This window comes from Pseudooceanicola sp. (assembly GCF_041987405.1).
Taxonomy (GTDB): Bacteria; Pseudomonadota; Alphaproteobacteria; order Rhodobacterales; family Rhodobacteraceae; genus Pseudooceanicola.
Map to the genome: position 1 here is coordinate 216043 of NZ_JBHIWR010000004.1, position 20762 is coordinate 236804.

A 20762-nucleotide genomic window follows, 5' to 3' on the forward strand; every position below is an offset into this window, starting at 1 on the left:
CCGGGTTCCATGCGTTTAATTCCCATTCTGACCGCGATCCTCGTGACCGCCTTTCTATACGGCATGATCATCCAGCGCGACGCGATCACGGCCTTCGCCCGGGGCGAGGGTCTGGAGCAAAGCCTCGCCATCGCCCGTGGCGAGGCAGAGCCCGAAACCATCCGGACCGCCGCCGTCGACAGCGAGGCGCGCAGCGACGCCGTCGCGACCGAGGCCCCCGCGCCTGAAAACACCACCTCCGCAGACACAGCGCCCGCCCCCTCCGCCGTCCGTGTTGTCACGCGCATGTCCGAAGCCCGCGAGGTCGACAGCGCGGTGGTCCTGCGGGGCCAGACCGAAGCCGCCCGCAGCGTGGAACTGCGCGCCGAAACCACCGGCACCGTCGTCTCCACCCCGATCCGCAAGGGTGCCGAGGTGCAGGAAGGCGATCTGCTGTGCCAGATCGATCCCGGCACGCGCGAGGATTCGCTGGCCGAGGCCGAGGCGCGCCTGGCCGAGGCCAAAGCCTCCGTCCCCTCTGCCGAGGCCCGCGTCGAAGAGGCCAAGGCCCGGCTGGCCGAGGCGCAGATCAACCTGAACGCCTCAGACAAGCTGAAACAAAGCGGCTTTGCCTCCGACACGCGCCTCGCCTCCTCCGAGGCCTCCACTCGCTCGGCCGAGGCCGCGCTGGCCCAGGCGGAAAGCGGGCTGGCCACCGCCCAGGCCGCCATCCGGTCGGCCGAGGCCGCCGTCGCCTCCGCCACCCGCGAAATCGACCGGACCGAGATTCACGCCCCCTTCGCCGGGCTGCTGGAACATGACACGGCCGAACTCGGCTCGCTGCTGCAGACCGGGGGGACCTGCGCCACGATCATCCAGCTTGATCCGATCAAGCTGGTCGGCTTCATCCCCGAAACCGAGATTTCCCGCGTGGAAACCGGCGCGCGCGCCGGCGCGCGTCTGACCGCCTCCGACGCGGAGGTCTCCGGAACCGTGACCTTTCTCTCGCGCTCCGCCGATCCGCAGACCCGCACCTTCCGCGTGGAGATCGAGGTGCCCAACCCCGATCTGGCCATCCGCGACGGCCAGACCGCCGAAATATTGATCGCCGCCGCCGGGGCCAAGGCGCACCTGCTGCCCCAGTCTGCCCTGACACTGAATGATGACGGCACCCTCGGCGTCCGCACCGTCAGCGAAAACAATGATGCCGGGTTCTCGCCCGTCACCATCCTGCGTGACACCGCCGAAGGTGTCTGGCTGACGGGCCTGCCGGAACAGGCCCAGGTGATTGTCATCGGCCAGGACTATGTGATCGACGGCGTTCCCGTGGTGCCCACCCTGCAGGAGGCCGAACAATGATCGGAATGGTCGACTGGGCCGCCTCCCGCGCCCGGATGGTTATGGCCTTCATCGTCCTGTCGCTGGTGGCGGGCGGACTGGCCTATGCGACACTGCCCAAGGAAGGTGAGCCGGACATCGAAATCCCGGCGCTCTTCGTCTCGCTCCAGTTCCCCGGCATCTCCGCCGTGGACAGCGAAACCCTGCTGGTCAAACCGATGGAGACGGAGCTTTCCGACCTCGACGGGCTGAAGAAGATGACCGGCACCGCCGCCGAAGGCTATGCCGGTGTGGCGCTGGAGTTCGAGTTCGGCTGGGACAAGACCAAGGTCATGGCCGATGTCCGCGACGCCATGTCGACCGCCGAAAGCCAGTTCCCCGAGGGGGCGGAGAAATACACCATCACGGAGATCAACTTCTCCGAGTTTCCGATCATCATCGTCAACCTGACCGGCGATGTGCCGGAGCGGACAATGGCGCGGGTCATCAAGGACCTGCAGGAAGAAGTTGAAGGGATAGATTCGGTTCTGGAGGCCGGGATCGCGGGCAATCGCGACGAAATGGTCGAGGTGGTGATCGACCCGCTGCGCCTGGAAAGCTACAACGTCACCGCCGCAGAACTGATCAACGTCGTGGTCAACAACAACCAGCTGATCGCAGCCGGCGAGATCGAAACCGCCACCGGTGCCTTTTCGGTCAAGATCCCCGGCTCCTTCGACGAGCCGCGCGACATCTACTCCCTCCCGGTCAAACGCAACGGTGACCGGATCGTCACACTTGGCGATCTCGCCGACATTCGCCTGACCTTCGTGGATCGGACCGGCACGGCGCGGTTCAACGGCGAAAAGACCACCGCTCTGCAGGTTGTGAAACGCAAGGGCTTCAACATCATCGACACCGCCGACCAGGTGAAGGCCGTGGTGGAAGAGGCGCAGAAGGCCTGGCCGCCGGAACTCAAGGCCGCCGTCAATGTCGGCACCTCGAACGACCAGAGCCGCGTGGTCGGCTCCATGGTCTCGCAGCTCGAAGGCTCGGTCCTGACCGCCATCGCCCTGGTGATGATCGTCGTGCTCGCCGCGCTTGGCCCCCGCCCGGCGCTGCTGGTCGGCTTTGCGATCCCGACCTCCTTCCTGCTCTGCTTCGTGCTGCTCGGCCTCATGGGCGTCTCGATCTCGAACATCGTGATGTTCGGCCTGATCCTCGCGGTCGGCATGCTGGTCGACGGGGCCATCGTCATCGTGGAATATGCCGACAAGCGCATCTCCGAAGGCTCCGGCCCGATGCACGCCTATGTCGAGGCGGCACAGCGCATGTTCTGGCCCGTCGTCTCTTCCACTGCGACGACGCTCTGCGCCTTCCTGCCCATGCTCTTCTGGCCCGGTGTGCCCGGCGAATTCATGGGGATGCTGCCCGTCACCCTGATCTTCGTCCTCTCCGCCTCGCTGATCGTGGCGCTGATCTACCTGCCGGTCATGGGCGGTGTGACGGGCCGCTTCTCCCGCGCGCTCAACCAGATGTCCGACGGGCTGCGCCGGCGCACCCCCTGGCTGCTGCGCGCCGCGCTGGTGCCCGTTGCGCTTTATTCGATCTTCATCGGCGCCATGCAGACGATCAACCCATCCTACCTGACCGGCGCACCGATCGGCTCCGGTGTCGTCTCGCTGATCCCGGGGGCGCTCATCTTCTGCCTGGGCGCTGTTGCCGCCTCGATCACCATCGGGGCCGCCAAGGTCACCTGGCGCCGCCCGCGTATCAAGGGCGGCCACAACCGAACCCCCTTCGGTTGGTTCATCAAGGCGCTCGCGGGCAACCCGGTCATGCCGCTGGTTGTCATCGCCGCCGTTGTCGTCTTTGTCCTCACCGTCTTCCAGATCTTTGCCGAGAACAACAACGGCACCGAATTCTTCGTCGAAACCGAACCGGAGCAGGCCATCGTCTATGTCCGTGCCCGCGGCAACCTCAGCCTCGAACAGAAGGACGACCTCGTCGCCCAGGTCGAGGAGATCGTGCTGCAACACCCAGGTGTGCTGAACGCCTTTGCCTTTGCGGGTGACGGCGGGCTCAACTCCAACACCGGCGGCGCGCAGCCCCCGCTCGACACCATCGGCCAGGTCCAGCTGGAAATCGTCCCCTGGGAGGACCGCAAGGACCAGCCCGAGCTGGACGGCGATGTCGTCATGGAAGAACTCACCACTTCGATCCAGGACATCCCCGGCATCAAGATCGAGGTCATCGCCCCCAACATGGGCCCCGCCTCGGCCAAACCCGTGCACCTGCGCCTCAAGGGCGACGACTGGGGCCCGCTGCGCGAGGCCACCGCCATGGCCCGCACCAAATTCGAAGAGACGGACGGCCTGCGCCTGGTCGAGGACACGCTCCCCCTGCCCGGCATCGACTGGCAGATTGACGTTGATGTGGAAAAGGCCGGCCGCTACGGCGCCGATGTCGCCACCGTGGGCGCCATGGTGCAGCTGGTCACCCGTGGCCTGCTTCTAGACACCATGCGCGTCGACAGCTCTGACGAGGAGATCGAGATCCGCGTCCGCCTTCCCGAGGAGGACCGCGTGCTGTCGACCCTCGACACGCTCAAGGTCCGCACCTCCGACGGTCTTGTTCCCCTATCCAACTTCATCACCCGCGAGCCGGTGGCCAAGCTGGCCAAGATCGACCGGGTGGACCAGAAACGGTTCTATGACGTCAAGGCTGGTGTCTACGACGGCATCATCTTGTGGAAAGTCGCGCCCTTGGATGAAGATGGCGAGACAAATGAAGACGGTGCGATCAACCTCGGCTACGGCTACAAGCTCACCAGCGAACAGGTCGCGGAAGGGAACACCTACAACCTGCAATATCACGAATCCCGAATTTGGCTGTTCTCCTGGTTGGACTCAATTCTGGGTCCGAGGATGCACTACTTTTACATGTCGAACTACGGCGGCGACGTGTCATTTGATCAGATTGCCAAGTCGCTCTCTGAAGAGACGGCAAAATTGACGCCGACACACATCAACCCAACCGAACGGATCGAAACCCTGACCGAATGGCTCGATAGCGGCGTACTACCCCCGGGTGTCAGCTATGAATGGACCGGCGATCAAGCGGATCAGGAGGAGAGCTCCGCCTTCCTCGTCCAGGCCTTTGCCGGGGCGCTCGGCCTGATGTTCATCATCCTGCTTGCGCAGTTCAACTCGATCTACAACTCCGTGCTGGTGCTGTTGGCCGTGGTCCTCTCGACCACTGGCGTGCTGATCGGCATGCTGGTGATGGATCAGACCTTCTCGATCATCATGACCGGCACCGGCATCGTGGCGTTGGCGGGGATCGTGGTGAACAACAATATCGTTCTGATCGACACCTATCAGGAATACAGCCAGTACATGCCCCGGATCGAGGCGATCATCCGCACCGCAGAGGCCCGGATACGGCCTGTGCTGCTGACCACGATCACCACCATGGCGGGCCTCGCGCCGATGATGTTCGCCCTCTCGCTCGACTTCTGGGGCGGCGGCTATTCCATCAACAGCCCCACGGCACTCTGGTGGAAACAGCTGGCGACGGCGGTCGTCTTCGGTCTGGGTATCGCGACGGTGCTGACGCTGGTCGTCACCCCCTCGCTTCTGGCGCTGCGCGTCTGGTTCTGGACCTATGTCCACTGGTTCGCACAGCTCCTCGCGCGGCTGTCCTTCGGTCGCGGATCGCGCGCCGCCCGGGACTGGGCCCTGCGCCGCGCCGCCCGCCGCACCCGCCATCCGGAGCTGATCTGGCCGATCGAGGAAGACGACACCGCCGGATCACCCGCAGCCCTGCGCGCCGCGGAATGACCTGTCCCGGCCAAGCGCCGGACCGGTGACCCTGCCAAGTCCCGGTCCCCGCGCCGGGACCCCGCCACGCGATATCGACTGGCTGAACAAGGTCCACGCGGCCCCGGGTCAAGCCCGGGGCACGCCACTCACCACGTCCCGGCCCCCGCGCCGGGACCCCGCCACGTGATTTCAACGGCAAAACAGAACGGACGCGCCCCCCGGTCGAGCCCGGGGCACCCCCCCCTCAATCCACCAACCGCCCCGGCCGCCGCCGCGCGGGCCATTCGCCCAGGATCATGCCCATGACGATCATCGCCCCGCCAATCAGTGCTGTCAGCGGCAAGACCTCCCCCGCGATCCGCCCGATGATCGCCGCCCAGACCGGCTCCCCCGCATAGATCAGTGTCGACCGCGTGGCCGAGACGCTCCGCTGCGCCCAGTTCATCGCAAGCTGGATCAAGGCGCTCGCCAGACCCAGCCCGCCCGCAAAGGCCAGGATGCGCCAGTCCCAGGCCGGAACCGACTCGCCCTGCGCGCCCATGGCCATGAAACAGAAGACAGAGGCCGCCGCCAGTTGCACCACCGTCACCCGCGCCGCATCCACGGACCGCGCGAAGCGCGAAATCAGGATCACCTCCCCCGCGATAGCCAGGACCGACAGGATGGTGATCAGCTCGCCAAAGGAAAAGCCGATCCCGCCATTCTCCGGCCCCGCGATCAGCATCAGCCCCAGGGTCGCCAGCCCTACGCCGACCCAGGTCAGCTTGCCCGGTGGTCGCCCCAGCACGATCCATTGCAGGATCGGCACCAGCGGCACGTAAAGCGCGGTGATGAAAGCGGACTTCGACGAGGCGATGCTTTGCAACCCGACGGTCTGCATGCCGTAGCCGAGCGCGATGGTCAGCCCGATCCAGATCCCGGCCCAGACATCCTGCCGCGTCATCCGCAACAGCCGCCGCCCCGCCAGCAGCAGCATGATCCCCGCCGCCAGCGCAAAGCGCAGACCCACGAAGAACAACGGCCCTGACCAGGTCAGAGCCGTCTGCACCGCCAGGAATGTCCCGCCCCACAGGAAGGTGACCCCGACCAGAACCCATTCGGGCCGCATCAGAGCATGGCCATCCCGCCGTTCACATGCAGGGTCGCACCGGTGACATAGCCCGCCTCGGGCGAGGAGAGATACAGAACCGCCGCCGCGATCTCCTCGGGCGTGCCCATGCGCGCCGCCGGGATCTGCCCGTCGATCTTGGCCTTCTGCTCGTCCGTCAGCTTGTCGGTCATCGCCGTGGCAATGAACCCGGGCGCGACACAGTTTGCCGTGATCCCGCGCGAGGCGACCTCATAAGCGATGCTCTTGGTCATCCCGACCATCCCCGCCTTGGACGCCGCATAGTTCACCTGACCCGGGTTCCCCGTCGCCCCGACGATGGAGGAGATATTGACGATCCGCCCCCATCTCGCCTTCATCATCGGCCGCATCACCGCCCGGCACAGGCGCATGGTCGAGGTCAGGTTCACCTCGATCACCTGGGCCCAGTCCTCATCCGACATGCGCATGAACAGCTGATCGCGGGTGATCCCGGCGTTGTTCACCAGGATATCCAGGCCGCCCATCACCTCGATCGCCTGTTTGGGCAGGGCATCCACCGCCGCCGCATCGCCCAGGTTGCAGGGCAGCACATGCGCACGCTCGCCCAGTTCCGCCGCCAGCGCCTCCAGCGGCTCGACCCGGGTGCCCGAAAGCCCCACGGTCGCGCCCGCGCCGTGCAGCGCCTTGGCAATCGCCCCGCCGATACCGCCCGAAGCGCCGGTCACCAGCGCCGTCTTTCCCGTCAGATCGAACATCCGCCCGTCCCCTTCATCTTGCCAAAAATACTCCGGGGGGCGTCCGCAGGACGCGGGGGCAGCGCCCCCTCCCCGATCTCAACCCGTTCAGCCCTTGAGGCTTTCCGCTGCCGCGGCCACATCCTCGGGCGAGCCAACGGCCGTGCAGGAGATGCTCTTGTCGATCCGGCGCACCATGCCCGACAGGGCCTTGCCCGCGCCGATCTCCCAGATCTCGGTCACGCCCTCACCGGCCATATAGGCCACGCTTTCGCGCCAGCGGACCGAGCCTGTCACCTGCTCCACCAGCAACGACCGGATCGTTGCCGCATCGCTCACCGCCTCGGCGCGCACATTGGCCACCAGAGGCACCGCGGGCGCATTCAGCTCCGCCCTTGCCAGAGCCTCCGCCATCACCTGCGCCGCGGGCTCCATCAAGGCACAATGGAAGGGCGCGGAGACGGGCAGCAGCACCGCGCGCTTGGCGCCTTTCTCCTTCGCGATCTCGACCGCGCGTTCCACGGCGGCCTTGTGGCCCGAGACCACGACCTGTGCCGGATCATTGTCGTTCGCCGCCTGGCAGACGTCCCCCTGTGCGGCCTCCTCGGCCACCGCGCGGGCGGTATCGAAATCCAGCCCCAGAAGCGCCGCCATCGCACCCACGCCGACCGGCACGGCCTCCTGCATGGCGCGGCCACGGGTACGCAGCAGACGTGCAGCATCCGCGACACTCAGCGCGCCCGCCGCGGCCAATGCGGAATATTCACCCAGGGAATGCCCGGCGACAAAGGCGGCATCGGTGATCTTCACCCCCTCCGCCTCCAGCGCACGCATCGCCGCCAGAGAGGTGGCCATCAATGCGGGCTGCGCGTTCTGGGTCAGGGTCAGCGCGTCCTGCTCGCCCTCCCAGATCAGCTGCGACAGGCTTTCGCCTAGCGCCTCGTCCACCTCGTCGAACACGGCTTTCGCCGCCGGATAGGCCTCGGCCAGGGCCTTGCCCATGCCGATCGTCTGGGCGCCCTGCCCCGGAAACACGAATGCGCGGCTCATTGCTCACTCCCTGATGCGTCTCGGGCCGGGATAGCCTGTGCCGCCCCGCAAGGCAATCCGTCCGGACCGCGGGGATGACGCACCGGTGCGCCAGGAGCGAGGATTGGCAAGGGGTAGAGGCGTCCGGCCGGTCCTGCAGGTCAGGGAATGTCCCACGCCCCGAGGCACACAACCCAGAAGATAGCGCGCGCGGTCAACCCTTTTGCGCCCGCCAAATCCGACGGATCAAAAAGAAACCCGCAAGAGCGACAGTCAGACCGCCGAGGCCCATGGCGAATTTGGGAAAGACGATCGCGCCGATCACCACGAACGCCAGCGCACCGCCTAGCATTGCGACATAGAGCCTATCATTGAAACGCGACGGTTTTTCACGCTTCGCAGCGTACACCGGAACATAGTTCCGGCCACCGGGGCCGTCACAGCATATCGTCGGTTGGGACATCTGCTCGTCTCTCATATTCGGCTCTCTTACCGGCCGTCACAAATTTGGTTAAGATGTTAACCAACAACCCTGAGGTGCACAAAGCAGAAAACCGTGATTTGGTGATTTGGGATAATGTCCGCCGCACAAAGGCGGATTTGCACTTTTTGGCCGACAGATGCCCCATTCCCCGCCTCACGCCCTTGTCACATGGGGCATTCCGGGATAGATGGGCGCTTCCTTCCGCACTTCGATTGACCCGCGCGGACTCTCGTGGAGGTGCCGCGGAAGGCTATGGCCCTCCTTTGAAACGCGCCTTGACAGAAGTGGAGCACACATGCCGCTGTATGAGCATGTATTTATTGCGCGCCAGGATCTTTCCAACGCGCAGGCCGAAGGCCTTGTCGAACATTTTGGCACCGTCCTTTCGGACAACGGCGGCAAGGTCGTCGAATCCGAATACTGGGGCGTCAAGACGATGGCCTACAAGATCAACAAGAACCGCAAGGGCCACTACGCCTTCCTGAAATCCGACGCACCCGCATCGGCCGTTCAGGAGATGGAGCGCCTGATGCGGCTGCATGATGACGTGATGCGCGTGCTGACCATCAAGGTCGACGAACACGCCGAAGGTCCGTCCATCCAGATGCAGAAGCGCGAAGAGCGCGACGACCGTCGCCGCGAACGCCGCTGATCCAGAGCCTGAGGAAAGGAACCTAAACCATGGCCGCAAAACCGTTTTTCCGCCGCCGCAAGGTCTGCCCCTTCTCCGGCGACAATGCGCCGAAGATCGACTACAAGGACACCCGTCTGCTGCAGCGCTACATTTCCGAGCGCGGCAAGATCGTGCCCTCGCGCATCACCGCCGTCTCTGCCAAGAAGCAGCGTGAACTGGCCCGCGCCATCAAGCGCGCCCGCTTCCTCGCCCTGCTTCCCTACGCCGTGAAGTAAGGAGCCAAGCACATGGAAGTCATTCTTCTCGAACGTGTCGCCAAGCTGGGCCAGATGGGTGACGTCGTCACCGTCAAGCCGGGCTATGCGCGCAACTACCTGCTGCTGCAAGGCAAGGCCCTGACTGCCTCGAAAGAGAACATCGCGATGTTCGACGAGCAGAAGGCCCAGCTCGAAGCCCGCAACCTCGAAACCAAGAAAGAGGCCGAGGCCCTGGGTCAGCGTCTGGACGGCGAAACCTTCGTCGTGATTCGCTCCGCCTCCGATGGCGGCAACCTCTATGGCTCCGTCACCCCGCGTGACGTCGCCGCCGTCGCCGCCGAAAACGGCTACACGGTTGAGCGCAAGCAGGTCATCATTCCGATGCCGATCAAGGAACTGGGCCTGCACAAGGTCAACGTGACCCTGCACCCCGAGGTCGACATCGAGATCACCCTGAACGTCGCCCGCTCGCCCGAAGAGGCCGAGCTTCAGGCCTCCGGCAAATCCATCCAGGAACTCGCCGCCGAGGAAGAAGCCGCCGCGGAATTCGAGATTTCCGAACTCTTCGACGACATCGGCTCTGCCGCATCGGACGATGACGACGATCAGCCCGCACCGGCCGCAGACGCCGCGGACGAGGGTGACGAAGAACAGTCCTGATCCATCCGGACCGGACAGTGAAAACGCCGCGCATCAGCGCGGCGTTTTTGTTTGGGCACCACTGCGGAGCCCCGCCTATTCGGCAAAGTTCCCGCCCGGATCCTGCGGCGCCATCCGGATCAGCCTGCTGTCGATGCACCCCGCCTGACGATGGACCATCGCCTTGCGGTAGTCCGGGTCATAGATCATCTCCACAAAGGCCTGACCCGACGGATATTCGGCGATGAAACACAGGTCCCACGCCTCGTCCTGCGGCCCGATCAGCATGTGTTCCATCCGGCCCCGCCAGACGATCCGCCCGCCGAGCCGTTTCAGAACCGGTTCACTCTCCCGTCCATATGCGGCATAGGCCTCCGCCCCGGTGGCCTCGCGTCCGTCCGCATACTCGGCCTTGTCGCGCAGACGCACGAGGTTGAGCATATGGATCGGTCCCTCCCGCGCGATCCCCTTGAAGGCCTCGAAGCTTTCCTTGTCGAACCCGATATGCATGGTCCCCCCTCTCTCAGGTACGCCCGAACTTCTGACACAGGTTCCGGCGTTTCAATTCCTCCGCCATGGAGCGGCCAAGGCGGCTGCCCGCCCGGGGGCCGTAGATGCAATCCCCGACGAAGCCCTCCGGCTCCTCCTGATAGGTGCATTCCAGCTTCCGCGCGAATAGCATGATCCCCATGATCCGCTTCGCCTCCCGCCCCTCCTCGGTCGAGAGCGGCGGGCAATAGGTGTCGCGCAGCTGGATTTCGACGCCCTTGACGACGATCCGGTCGCCCTGGATCACACGCCGCCGCATGTCCTCCGCCGTCGCCGCGCCGCAGGACAGTATCAGAACCATGATGACGATCACCCGCGCCATGCCGCCCCCCTATATCGGGGTCAGGCTAACCAGCGCGGCTTGCAGAGAAAACCCCTAGGTTTTCGCGGGGCCCGCCCCACCCTCTGTCGACCATTCCGGCAAGGGGAACAGCCGGTCGTAGCCCCAGTTGAAGATGTAGGCATAGGCGAAATAGAAGGCCGCCAGCGCCACATCCATCACGAAGGCCTCCCAGAGCGTGACGCCAAGATACCAGGCGATGAAAGGCAGCAGGACCATCAGCAGCCCGACCTCGAAGAGCGCCGCATGCAGCAGCCGCACGCGCGGCGATTTGAGGGTCGACCCCGTGCGACGGCGCAGGACCAGATCGAAGAGCGTGTTGTAGACCATGTTCCACAGGGTCGCGAGCGTGGCACTGACCACGCCGACCACCCCGAAATGTTTCATCGGCACGTCAAAGAAGAGCGCGCCGAGCGGGATGACAATGGCCAGGGCGAGAAGTTCGAAACTGATGGCGTGGCGCAGCCGGTCGGGGAAAGAACGCATGATGATGACCTCCGTTGGTCGGCCGGGTCGTCCCGGCGATTGGCCCATTGGGGGGAGGTCGTCCTCTCTCCGCCACATGGGCCCTTTGAGTCCCTTTGGCAAGACCACAAACGAAAAAGGCCGCCCCGAAGGACGGCCCCTGACACCCGATTGCGGGGTTTATTCGTCTTCCAACGCCTCGACGGCTTTCTGAAGGTCCTCTTTAGAGACTTCCTTCTCGGTCACCGTGGCCTGCGCGATGACATGATCGACAACCTTGTCCTCGAAGATCGGCGCGCGCAGCTGCTGCTGCATCTGCTGGTTCTGTTGCACGAATTCAAAGAAGGCGCGCTCCTGTCCCGGGTACTGACGGGCCTGTTCCATGATCGCCTGGGTCATCTCGGCATCGGAGACCTCGACCTCGGCCTTCTGACCCAGTTCGGCCAGCAGCAGGCCAAGGCGCACGCGGCGCTCCGCCAGCTTGATGTGCTCCTCGGTGGTCTCGATCTCACCGTGGTTGTGATCGTGAACCTCGGGGTTGTCCTCATGCCACAGCTGATGCGCGATCTGCTTGGCCTCGGCGTCCAGCAGGCTCGGCGGCAGGTCGAAAGAAACCAGCTTGTCCAGCTCGTCCAGCAGGCTGCGCTTCATCACGGCCCGGGCCGCACCGGCGTATTCCGCTTCCAGACGCTCGACGACCTGGGCTTTCAGCGCGTCCAGGTTCTCGGCCCCGTATTTGGTGGCCAGTTCGTCGTTGATTTCCGCCGGGACCGGCTTCTTCACTTCCTTGATGGTGCAGTCAAAGACGGCGGCCTTCCCGGCCAGATGCTCCGCACCGTATTCCTCGGGGAAGTTGACCTCGACGGCCTTCTCCTCACCGGCCTTGGTGCCGATCAGCTGCTCTTCGAAGCCCGGGATGAAGGAGTTGGAGCCCAGCACCAGCGGATAATCCTCGGCCGACCCGCCTTCAAAAGCCTCGCCGTCGACCTTGCCGACAAAGTCGATGACGACCTGATCGCCGTCAGCCGCCTTGCCCTTCTTGGTGTCGAAGTTCTGCGCGCTCTCCGCCAGGTTCTTCAGCGCCTCGTCCACCGCCTCGTCCTCGGCCTTGACGACCAGACGTTCCAGTTTCACTCCCGAAAGGTCGACCTCGGGGATTTCGGGCAGCGCCTCGTAGGACATGGTGACGACAACATCGTCGCCCTCTTTCCAGTCTTCGCCGTCGACCATCTCGACCTGCGGCTGCATCGCGGGCTTGTCACCGGTGGCGTCAAAGTGATCGCTCATCGCGCCGTCGATGGCTTCCTGCATCGCTTCGCCCATGATCCGGGGCCCGAACTGCTTTTTCAGCAGCGCCATGGGCACCTTGCCCTTGCGGAAGCCCTTCATCTCGACCTCCGGCTGCGCCTCGGCCAGCTTTTCGTTGACCTTCGCATCCAGTTCGGAGGCGGGCAGCGTGATCTGGTAGCCGCGCTTGAGGCCTTCGTTCAGGGTCTCGGTGACCTGCATGGGTTTTCGTCCTTCCATAACGTGCACGGGCCTCCCGTCGTGCGGGGGCCAAATCAGGCGCTCTTCTATGCACTGATATGGCGCGACGCAAGGCGGATCAGGCGGTTTTCAGCTAAGCGAAGCGGGTTTTTGGCCGCTTGGGCGACGCAGGCTCCCGGTGGAGGGGTGCGGAGTGGGTGCAGGCTCCCGGTGTTTCTGCGAAACACCTGCCGCCCCGGTCTGCTGTTCAGAACTCTGCCACTTTCCGCAGGAAAGTGTCTTGGTGCGGGTGAAGGGACTCGAACCCCCACGCCAAAGGCGCCAGAACCTAAATCTGGTGCGTCTACCAATTCCGCCACACCCGCAGTGAGGCGCTGGATAGCAAAAGCCCCCGCGCGATGCGAGAGGGAAATTCGTGCCCTACCTTTAACACTTTCTTCGGATATTCCCCGGATAGTCGGATCAAACACTTGCCGCGTTAACACCCGTTAAGACCGGGTTTCAAATGTGGCGAAAACCGGACGCTAAGTGCCTCATTGCCGCACAGATTTCTGGAACAAGGCGAAATTTCGCCCTAATCTGATGCAAAAACAATGAGGCAGTCAGGAAAGGGAACAGTCCCATGAAATCCATCGAAGTCACCATCACCAAGCACAACAAGCCCAAGGCGGACCTGGTTTGCGGTATCGCTGCTGGCACCAAGGTCATGACCCTGGATGGTGAAATGCCCGTTGAATTCCTGACGGCCGGCGACCGCGTCATCACCCGCGACACCGGCATGGCCGTGCTGAAAGGCATCCGCGCCCGCAAGGTCGCCTGCGATCTCGTCCATATCTCCGGCGGGTCCCTTGGCCACAACAAACCCGAAGCTGACATTACGGTGCCTTCCGGTCAGGAAGTCCTGATCCGTGACTGGCGCGCCGAAGCCCTCTTCGGCAAGAAAACCGCCCTCGTCTCCGCCGAGCGCCTGGTTGACGGCGAATTCGTCCGCGACCTGGGCAAGGGCGTGATGACCGTTTACGAAATGGTCTTCGACCGCGATCACATCATCTATGCGGGCGGCCTCGAGGTCGCCGCCAAATCCGACGAGGCGCTCGCCGCGGCAAGCTGACCCATCCACCTGTTTCCACACCGACTGCACCGGGGTTCGCTGAAAGGCGGACCCCGTTTCCGTTCCGCGCTACCACTTCAGTTTCCCGCTGCCCTGCCCCGGCCCCCGAGCCGGGGCCCCGCGTACCCCCGCACCACCCTCAAACACCCAGGGTCCGAAAAACCGCCGGGATCTCCTCCGCCAGATCCTCCGCAATCAGCCCCGGGCCAAAGCACCGCGCGGCCTCCGCATGCAGCCAGACCGCGCACTCCGCCGCCTCCGCGGCGTCGAGCCCACGTGCCAGCAACCCGGTGATCAACCCGGCCAGCACATCGCCGCTGCCCGCCGTGGCCAGCCAGGGCGCCGCCCGTCGGCCATCCGCATTATGGCGCGCCACCACGCCGTCGCGCCCGACCATGGTGCAATCGCCCTTGAGCAGAACCACGCATCCCGCACGCGCCGCAGCCTCGGCCACCCCGGCAGCATCTCCTGACAGATCCGGAAACAACCGCCGAAACTCGCCACCATGCGGCGTCATCACCACCGCGCGCCCGCGCGTCATGGCAAAGAGCGCCTCGGGATCGTCGGCAAAGGACGTCAGCGCATCCGCATCCAGCACCACGGCCCGCTCTGCCGTGAGGCACTGCGCCACCGCCGCGCGACAGGCCGCGCCCGGACCATAGCCCGGCCCGATGCAAAGCGCGTTGATGCGCCGATCCGCCAGAACATCCTCCAGCGGCTCCGCCACACGCACCATCACCGCCGTCACCTGCGCCGCCACCTCGCCAAGCGCCTCGGACGGCACGCCGATCGTCACCAGCCCCGCACCAATCCGCAGCGCCGCCCGGGCCGCCAATCGCGCGGCGCCGGTCCGCCCCGCGCTGCCCGACATCACCAGCGCGTGCCCGTGATCGTATTTGTGCTGCGACGGCAGTTTGCGCAGCAAGTCAATCCGCGCAGGTCCCATGGCAATGCTGCGTAGGCGCGGCTCAGATTCCGATGTCATGAACGACAAGCTCCCTGTCCAGAAACTGCGGCATCCCGTGGATGGGCTTCGGCTGGTGGAATGTCACGGTCAGATCCGCGGGCAAGGGGCGCGCCGCCAGCGCCTCGCCGCTGTCGGCGTCATAGCCGGTCGGCAGATCCACCGCCACGACCCAGAGCCGCACATTCAGACCTGCGAGGCGATCGAACAAGCGCCAGACTCGGCCTGTCACCTCATCGAGTGGCGCCCGTTGCCCGATCCCGAAGAGCGCATCGACCACCACCAGGCAACCCTGACCGCGATCCGCGACCTCATCGGCTAACGCCTTCACCTCCGCATCCTCGAACGCCACAACCGGCCCGGACCAGAGGTTGCGCGCCCGCGCCGCATCGGGCGGCAGGCGATCCGCCTCCCCCATGGCGAACACTCTTGGCTCCGCTCCGGCCTCCGCCAGCAACCGCGTGATGACATAACCATCGCCGCCATTGTTCCCCGGCCCCGCCAGCACGGCGACCAGCTGCCCCGCCCAGGGCGCCTTTGACACCCCGTCCCACCCCGGCCAGCGATCCAGCATCGCAGCGACCACACCCGCCCCGGCCCGCTCCATCAGCTCCGCCCCGCTCACCTCGCCCGAGGCAATGGCCCGCGCTTCGAGGTCGCGCATCTGGGAACTGGTCAACATGATTTACCCTTTTTTCTCACACTGCTCATATTTTGAGCGCATCGCCTATTTTTCAGCACCGGCCTCTTTCCTCCTGCCCGCATTTGGCGCAGTTTGACGCCCATCAATTGAGGCCCGGAGGTCTTCATGATCTTACACCGGGCGAGGGATACGTGAGGAGTTCCATGACATGAAAAAGATCGAGGCAATCATCAAGCCGTTCAAGCTTGATGAGGTCAAGGAGGCCCTACAGGAATTTGGTGTTCAGGGCCTGTCCGTCATCGAGGTCAAGGGCTTCGGCCGGCAGAAAGGGCATACGGAGCTGTACCGCGGCGCCGAATATGTCGTCGACTTCCTGCCCAAGGTGAAGATCGAGGTCGTCCTGGACGACGATCAGGTGGATGGCGCGATCGAGGCCATCACCGATGCGGCCAAGACCGAGAAGATCGGCGATGGCAAGATCTTCGTCTCTCCGATCGAACAGGCGATCCGCATCCGGACCGGCGAGTCCGGCTCGGACGCGCTCTGACAATATTCAATTCCAAGGAAGGGAAAAGGGAATGAGCAACAAGGTTCTCAAACTCATCAAGGACGAGGAGGCGGCCTACGTTGACATCCGCTTCACCGACCCGCGCGGCAAACTGCAGCACGTGACGGTCATCGAAGATCAGGTCGACGAAGATTTCCTCGAAGAAGGTTTCATGTTCGACGGCTCCTCCATCGCGGGCTGGAAGTCGATCGAAGCCTCCGACATGAAGCTGATGCCGGACCTCGACAGCGCCTATATCGACCCCTTCTATGCCGAGAAGACCGTCGCGATCCATTGCTCGGTCGTCGAACCCGACACCGGCGAAGCCTACGAGCGTGACCCGCGCGGCACCGCCCAGAAAGCCGAGGCCTACCTCAAGTCCTCCGGCATCGGCGACGCGGCCTTCTTCGGCCCCGAGGCCGAATTCTTCCTGTTCGACGACGTGAAATACTCTGTCGCGCCGAACAAGGTCTCCTTCGAGGTCGATGCCGACCACGCCGCATGGAACACCGACGCCGATTTCGAAATGGGCAACCTGGGCCACCGTCCGACCTACAAGGGCGGCTATTTCCCGGTGAACCCGATGGACGACGGCCAGGACATCCGCTCCGAGATGCTTTCGACCATGAAGCGTCTGGGCATGAAGGTCGACAAGCACCACCACGAAGTTGCGACCTCGCAGCACGAGCTGGGCCTGATCTTCGACAGCCTGACCAAACAGGCGGATGAACTGCAGAAGTACAAGTACGTAATCCACAACGTCGCCCATGCCTATGGCCGCTCCGCGACCTTCATGCCGAAGCCGCTCAAGGGCGACAACGGGTCGGGCATGCATGTGAACATGTCCATCTGGAAAGACGGCAAGCCGCTGTTTGCTGGCGACAAATACGCCGACCTCAGCCAGGAGGCGCTCTACTACATCGGCGGCATCCTGAAGCACGCCAAGGCCCTGAACGCCTTCACCAACCCCGCGACCAACTCCTACAAGCGTCTGGTTCCCGGCTTCGAGGCCCCCGTTCTGCGCGCCTATTCCGCGCGCAACCGCTCGGGATGTGTCCGTATTCCGTGGACCGAATCCCCCAAGGCAAAGCGTGTCGAAGCCCGCTTCCCCGATCCTTCGGCGAACCCGTACCTCTGCTTCTCGGCCCTGCTGATGGCCGGTCTCGACGGGATCAAGAACAAGATCGACCCGGGCGAAGCCATGGACAAGAACCTCTACGATCTGCCGCCCGAAGAGCTGGCCGATATCCCGACCGTCTGCGGCTCGCTGCGCGAAGCCATGGCGGAACTGGAAGCGGATATGGACTTCCTGCTGGCTGGTGATGTCTTCACCAAGGATCAGATCGGTGGCTACATCGACCTGAAGATGGAAGAGATCGAGAGCTACGAAATGACCCCGCACCCGGTCGAATTCGCGCTCTACTACTCCTGCTAATTCAGTCAGTTACCATGGAAACGGGCGCTCTTGAGCGCCCGTTTTTCTTTGTCGTGATGTTCGAATTCGATCCATCCGCCAAGGCCCTGATTGCACAAAACTGTCGGCATTTTCCCCGTCCAAGGGGCCGGTTTCCATCGACTTCTATGCAGAATCCCGGTCCCTCGTCATATTCAGCAACCATTGAGACATAATCTGGGCCGCCGAGCACCAATGTTGGCAATCCTGCCTCAAACACACGTCATACGGGCAAAGATTCTCCCCAATCGCGCAGCAGTATGGAGGCCAAGGACAAAAAAAGAGGGAAGAAAATGACCTTGGGAACCACGCAAGAAGCGATCCGCAACGCCGCCGTCTACACCGACGAATTCGTCTATCACACGCCGTCGGAACATCGCGCGACACTCGCATCAGAAACTTTATTTGAATGTGAATTCAATGCCTTGCAGGGCGCAGCACAGGAAGCTCTGGAGGCAGCCAATCTGCCCTCTCCCTACAAGGTCGTGCAGTCCGGAGCCAAGGTCACCGTCACCGCCGGCCCGATCTCCCTCACCCTCGCCATGTCCGGCAGCGCCGACGCCTGTCATGATCTAGAAATCGAGGTCACCCGCCTTCGCGAAAGTGAGTCTCTACATCCAGAAGCTGAAACCGCGATCCTGGCGGAGGTCATCTCCATCCTCGCCGAACGCATCGGCGGCGATACCGTGCATTGGGCCGAGGCGGGGATCACCATCGCCCTGCCCCGGTTCCTCGCCGCCTTTACCCCGCTGCGCCGCCGTGGTGGCTGTCAGCGGGTCAGCCCGCGCCGCGTCCGCCCGGGCGAAACCTGCGGCACCCCGATCACCTTTGCCGAACCCACGCCCAAGCCCGCGCCCAAGATGATGGCAGAGGAAACCTGCGACGCCTTCCGCGACATCTTTGCCGACGATGACAGTGCCGAGACGGGCAAAGAGACCCGCCTGGCGAGCGTCAGCACCTGGGCCGCGACCGCGTCTGTCGGGGCGCTGAACCCCATGGTGGGCGTACCCCTGGCAGCCTATACCATCGTCAAAGGCGCCGATCTGCGCGTCCGCACCCATGCCTTCGCGCTGACCGCCACCCTCTCCGGCGTGATCGGATCGACCTACGGTCACCTCAGCTTCTTCTGAGCCGGGTCCTGATCGGGTTTGCGCACAACATAGGTGTGAATTCCAAAGACAACCGCCCCGCTATCCGGTAGGCGGAGGATCGACTGGCGTTCGGAGCGGAGATAGCGCTGCTCCTCCGGCGTTCCGTACTTTTCCACCCCTTCGCGCCGGGGCTGGAACAGGGCCGGATCGACATAGCCAAGCGCATTGAACCGCCAGAGCGGCCGTCCGTCGCGCACGCCATCAAACAGGCGCTGCACCCGTCGGGCCAGGTCATCGTCGTAACTCGCCACGGGCTTGTGGATGCGGATCAAGGGCCTGCCCATCTTCTCCGACAGCGTCCAGCCCGCCGGAAAACACAGAACCGCGCCGGTCATCACATGCTCCGCCGCGCCGGACGCTTTCTCCATCAGGCACATGTCCTGCTGCACCAGCCGCCCGACCGTTCCCATGGGATCGCGCCAATCAAGTGGCACCTCCACGCCATCGGGCCGCAGCACCGACTCCGCCCGGATCCGATAGCCGTCATCCCGCGCCAGATGCGACAGAACCAGCGACAGCAGCTCCGCCGCCGCCGCTTCGCCCGCCGCAGTCAGCGCGACGACCGCGTCCCGCCGGGTCGCGATCAGTTCGTCCCGCAATGCCATCTGCGCGGCAAAGACCTCGTCCCGGATCAGCCAGTCGTCGGGATCGAGCGGCGCGACACCGGGCAGGCGCACCTCGGACATGTCGTGGGGGATATGCGAATGCAGGATCGGTGTCATAAGGCTGGCGACCCCTCACACGCCATGAGGGCCAAAGGGACCCCGCCGCCCCTCAAGCCTGCGCCCGCCCGCCGATGAATGCGACCTCTTCTTCACGCTCATCCAGTTCAGCGGTGAGGTTGCGCGCCGCCCCGGCAATCGCCGGATCGCCCTGACGCGCCAGCGCGGCAAGGGACCCACGCGCCGCCGCCACCACCTCTGGATGAGAAAGTCCATCGCGCAGGATCGCCCCGATACTCGCGATCACCAGAACATCGCGCGGCAGCGGCGGTACATGGACCCGGTCATAAAGGATATTCTCATCGGCCTCGCGCACCACAGAGGCGCCGAGCAGAATTCGCGTGACACGGCGAATCATGTCCACCGCCGTCCCCGGATCGTTGATCCCGGGCGACAGGGCGCGCTGGCCGATTTCCGTCAGGTTCTGAAGACCGAACTCCGGATCCTGGGTGTAGTTCCGCAGGGTGCCGATCGAGATATGTCGCCGGACCATATCCGCACAGTCCGCATCCGTTCCTCCGACCCGCGCCAAGACCTCGCCCCGATGCACGAAGGCGCCCACGCTCCGGTCGAGGTAGACATGCACCCCGGCCTCCTCCGCATCCTCCTGCAGGCGATCCTGATAGACCTGTTGAATATAACCGGTCTGCTCCGCCAGCACCGCCACCGTATCCTCCGGCGGGGCGCCGGTAAGGGGCACCCCGCCAAGCGCGGGATGTTCACAGCGCATCCGATAGGCCATGTCCGCCTGTTTCTCGATCCTCCCTGCGGTCTCGATCAGGCTGCCCAGAACCTCCATGTAGGAAATCCAGCGGATCATCGCGATGATCACCAGCGCCACCACCGCCAGCGTCACGAAGAACAGCACGACCAGCTCCTCGCCCTGAAACACGGCCGTCTCGCGCAGGACGATGACAGCGATGGCATAGAGATAGGCCCCGACAAAGGTGGCCAGCACGGTATGGGTCGTCGTGTCCTGCAGCAACACCTGATGCGCGCGCGGGGTCCACTGTGTCTGCGCGATCCGGTGCGAGGCCGCCATGATCGTCAGCGAAAAGGTTGTGACCGCCAGCATGGAATTGGCGATGATCGACAGGATGCGATCCACCGCATCCGCCCCGATCCGGTCACTCAGCCCGAGAGGAATGGCCCCTCCGAACACCTTGGCCAGCACGATGGCCAGCACGGCGCAAAACGCGATCAGCAGGACGCGGACGACCAGGCGCCGCGAAAACTCGTGCAATCTGCGCAAAATGGTGGGAAGCATCCGCCCTCCGATCCTCTGATCCTTACCGGACCATGCCCGGAATTCCCGCCGGACGCCACAGCCCGCAGCAGGAAC

At 64.3% G+C, this 20762-nt stretch carries 21 protein-coding genes and 1 tRNA gene; 9 read left to right on the forward strand and 13 right to left on the reverse strand.

The features are described 5' to 3' along the window. The first annotated feature begins 9 nt into the window (after positions 1 to 9). Positions 10 to 1338 carry an efflux RND transporter periplasmic adaptor subunit gene (locus tag ACFC2Y_RS12140; RefSeq protein ID WP_375172810.1) on the forward strand — a complete coding sequence of 443 codons (1329 nt, stop codon included), beginning with the start codon at positions 10 to 12 and terminating at the stop codon, positions 1336 to 1338. Beyond that, positions 1335 to 5138, forward strand: a complete 3804-nt coding sequence (locus ACFC2Y_RS12145) for an efflux RND transporter permease subunit (protein ID WP_375172809.1) — start codon at positions 1335 to 1337, stop codon at positions 5136 to 5138. The genes ACFC2Y_RS12140 and ACFC2Y_RS12145 overlap by 4 nt, the downstream gene beginning before the upstream one ends. A gap of 226 nt (positions 5139 to 5364) precedes the next feature. On the opposite strand, the gene ACFC2Y_RS12150 is transcribed toward ACFC2Y_RS12145, so the two are convergent. The 4 genes from ACFC2Y_RS12150 to ACFC2Y_RS12165 form a co-directional block, all read right to left on the reverse strand. Beyond that, a complete protein-coding gene (locus tag ACFC2Y_RS12150; RefSeq protein WP_375172808.1) occupies positions 5365 to 6228 on the reverse strand; it encodes a DMT family transporter in 864 nt (287 codons plus the stop codon). Next, complete coding sequence (gene fabG / locus ACFC2Y_RS12155; RefSeq protein WP_375172807.1) at positions 6228 to 6965, reverse strand: 3-oxoacyl-[acyl-carrier-protein] reductase; 738 nt, start codon at positions 6963 to 6965, stop codon at positions 6228 to 6230. Before fabG ends, ACFC2Y_RS12150 begins: the two co-directional genes overlap by 1 nt. Positions 6966 to 7052: 87 nt before the next feature. Continuing rightward, positions 7053 to 7994: an ACP S-malonyltransferase gene (gene fabD, locus ACFC2Y_RS12160; RefSeq protein WP_375172806.1), complete on the reverse strand. Its 942-nt coding sequence runs from the start codon at positions 7992 to 7994 to the stop codon at positions 7053 to 7055. A 193-nt stretch (positions 7995 to 8187) separates the two neighbouring features. Continuing rightward, positions 8188 to 8451, reverse strand: a complete 264-nt coding sequence (locus ACFC2Y_RS12165) for a hypothetical protein (RefSeq protein WP_375172805.1) — start codon at positions 8449 to 8451, stop codon at positions 8188 to 8190. 301 nt (positions 8452 to 8752) lie between these two features. Here ACFC2Y_RS12165 and rpsF point away from each other — a divergent pair, with 301 nt between their 5' ends. The 3 genes from rpsF to rplI are packed head-to-tail and all read left to right on the forward strand — an operon-like array spanning position 8753 to position 10008. Then, on the forward strand, positions 8753 to 9109 hold the full coding sequence (gene rpsF, locus ACFC2Y_RS12170; protein ID WP_375172804.1) for a 30S ribosomal protein S6: 357 nt from the start codon (positions 8753 to 8755) through the stop codon (positions 9107 to 9109). Between the two features lie 29 nt (positions 9110 to 9138). Beyond that, complete coding sequence (gene rpsR / locus ACFC2Y_RS12175) at positions 9139 to 9366, forward strand: 30S ribosomal protein S18 (RefSeq protein WP_005982441.1); 228 nt, start codon at positions 9139 to 9141, stop codon at positions 9364 to 9366. 12 nt (positions 9367 to 9378) lie between these two features. Next, positions 9379 to 10008 carry a 50S ribosomal protein L9 gene (gene rplI / locus ACFC2Y_RS12180; RefSeq protein WP_375172803.1) on the forward strand — a complete coding sequence of 210 codons (630 nt, stop codon included), beginning with the start codon at positions 9379 to 9381 and terminating at the stop codon, positions 10006 to 10008. Between the two features lie 75 nt (positions 10009 to 10083). On the opposite strand, the gene ACFC2Y_RS12185 is transcribed toward rplI, so the two are convergent. The 5 genes from ACFC2Y_RS12185 to ACFC2Y_RS12205 form a co-directional block, all read right to left on the reverse strand. Next, entirely contained in the window at positions 10084 to 10497 is a 414-nt protein-coding gene (locus tag ACFC2Y_RS12185; RefSeq protein ID WP_375172802.1) for a DUF1330 domain-containing protein, read from the reverse strand. Between the two features lie 13 nt (positions 10498 to 10510). Then, positions 10511 to 10858: a hypothetical protein gene (locus ACFC2Y_RS12190; protein WP_375172801.1), complete on the reverse strand. Its 348-nt coding sequence runs from the start codon at positions 10856 to 10858 to the stop codon at positions 10511 to 10513. Positions 10859 to 10912: 54 nt separating this feature from the next. Next, positions 10913 to 11362: a PACE efflux transporter gene (locus tag ACFC2Y_RS12195; protein ID WP_375172800.1), complete on the reverse strand. Its 450-nt coding sequence runs from the start codon at positions 11360 to 11362 to the stop codon at positions 10913 to 10915. 159 nt (positions 11363 to 11521) lie between these two features. Further along, positions 11522 to 12850: a trigger factor gene (tig, locus tag ACFC2Y_RS12200; protein WP_375172799.1), complete on the reverse strand. Its 1329-nt coding sequence runs from the start codon at positions 12848 to 12850 to the stop codon at positions 11522 to 11524. A gap of 260 nt (positions 12851 to 13110) precedes the next feature. Then, positions 13111 to 13194, reverse strand: a tRNA-Leu gene (locus ACFC2Y_RS12205). A gap of 257 nt (positions 13195 to 13451) precedes the next feature. On the opposite strand from ACFC2Y_RS12205, the gene ACFC2Y_RS12210 reads away from it, so the two are divergent. Next, a complete protein-coding gene (locus ACFC2Y_RS12210; protein WP_375172798.1) occupies positions 13452 to 13940 on the forward strand; it encodes a Hint domain-containing protein in 489 nt (162 codons plus the stop codon). 139 nt (positions 13941 to 14079) lie between these two features. Here the strand turns inward: ACFC2Y_RS12210 and ACFC2Y_RS12215 are convergent, their stop codons facing one another. Both ACFC2Y_RS12215 and ACFC2Y_RS12220 read right to left on the reverse strand, forming a co-directional pair. After that, complete coding sequence (locus tag ACFC2Y_RS12215; protein WP_375172797.1) at positions 14080 to 14925, reverse strand: NAD(P)H-hydrate dehydratase; 846 nt, start codon at positions 14923 to 14925, stop codon at positions 14080 to 14082. Continuing rightward, positions 14909 to 15586, reverse strand: a complete 678-nt coding sequence (locus ACFC2Y_RS12220; RefSeq protein WP_375172796.1) for an NAD(P)H-hydrate epimerase — start codon at positions 15584 to 15586, stop codon at positions 14909 to 14911. The genes ACFC2Y_RS12215 and ACFC2Y_RS12220 overlap by 17 nt, the downstream gene beginning before the upstream one ends. 169 nt (positions 15587 to 15755) lie before the next feature. Between ACFC2Y_RS12220 and ACFC2Y_RS12225 the strand changes: the two genes are divergently transcribed. From ACFC2Y_RS12225 to ACFC2Y_RS12235, 3 genes are all read left to right on the forward strand, one after another. Then, the gene (locus tag ACFC2Y_RS12225; RefSeq protein WP_375172795.1) at positions 15756 to 16094 is read left to right on the forward strand and encodes a P-II family nitrogen regulator; all 339 of its coding nucleotides are present in this window, start codon (positions 15756 to 15758) and stop codon (positions 16092 to 16094) included. 31 nt (positions 16095 to 16125) lie between these two features. Next, on the forward strand, positions 16126 to 17529 hold the full coding sequence (gene glnA / locus ACFC2Y_RS12230) for a type I glutamate--ammonia ligase (RefSeq protein WP_375172794.1): 1404 nt from the start codon (positions 16126 to 16128) through the stop codon (positions 17527 to 17529). 311 nt (positions 17530 to 17840) lie between these two features. Continuing rightward, a complete protein-coding gene (locus ACFC2Y_RS12235; RefSeq protein WP_375172793.1) occupies positions 17841 to 18677 on the forward strand; it encodes a hypothetical protein in 837 nt (278 codons plus the stop codon). Here the strand turns inward: ACFC2Y_RS12235 and ACFC2Y_RS12240 are convergent. After that, positions 18659 to 19420: a DUF3445 domain-containing protein gene (locus tag ACFC2Y_RS12240; protein WP_375172792.1), complete on the reverse strand. Its 762-nt coding sequence runs from the start codon at positions 19418 to 19420 to the stop codon at positions 18659 to 18661. The two genes, ACFC2Y_RS12235 and ACFC2Y_RS12240, sit on opposite strands and share 19 nt — an antisense overlap. Positions 19421 to 19472: 52 nt before the next feature. Beyond that, positions 19473 to 20687: a DUF2254 domain-containing protein gene (locus tag ACFC2Y_RS12245; RefSeq protein WP_375172791.1), complete on the reverse strand. Its 1215-nt coding sequence runs from the start codon at positions 20685 to 20687 to the stop codon at positions 19473 to 19475. Between the last annotated feature and the right edge of the window lie 75 nt (positions 20688 to 20762).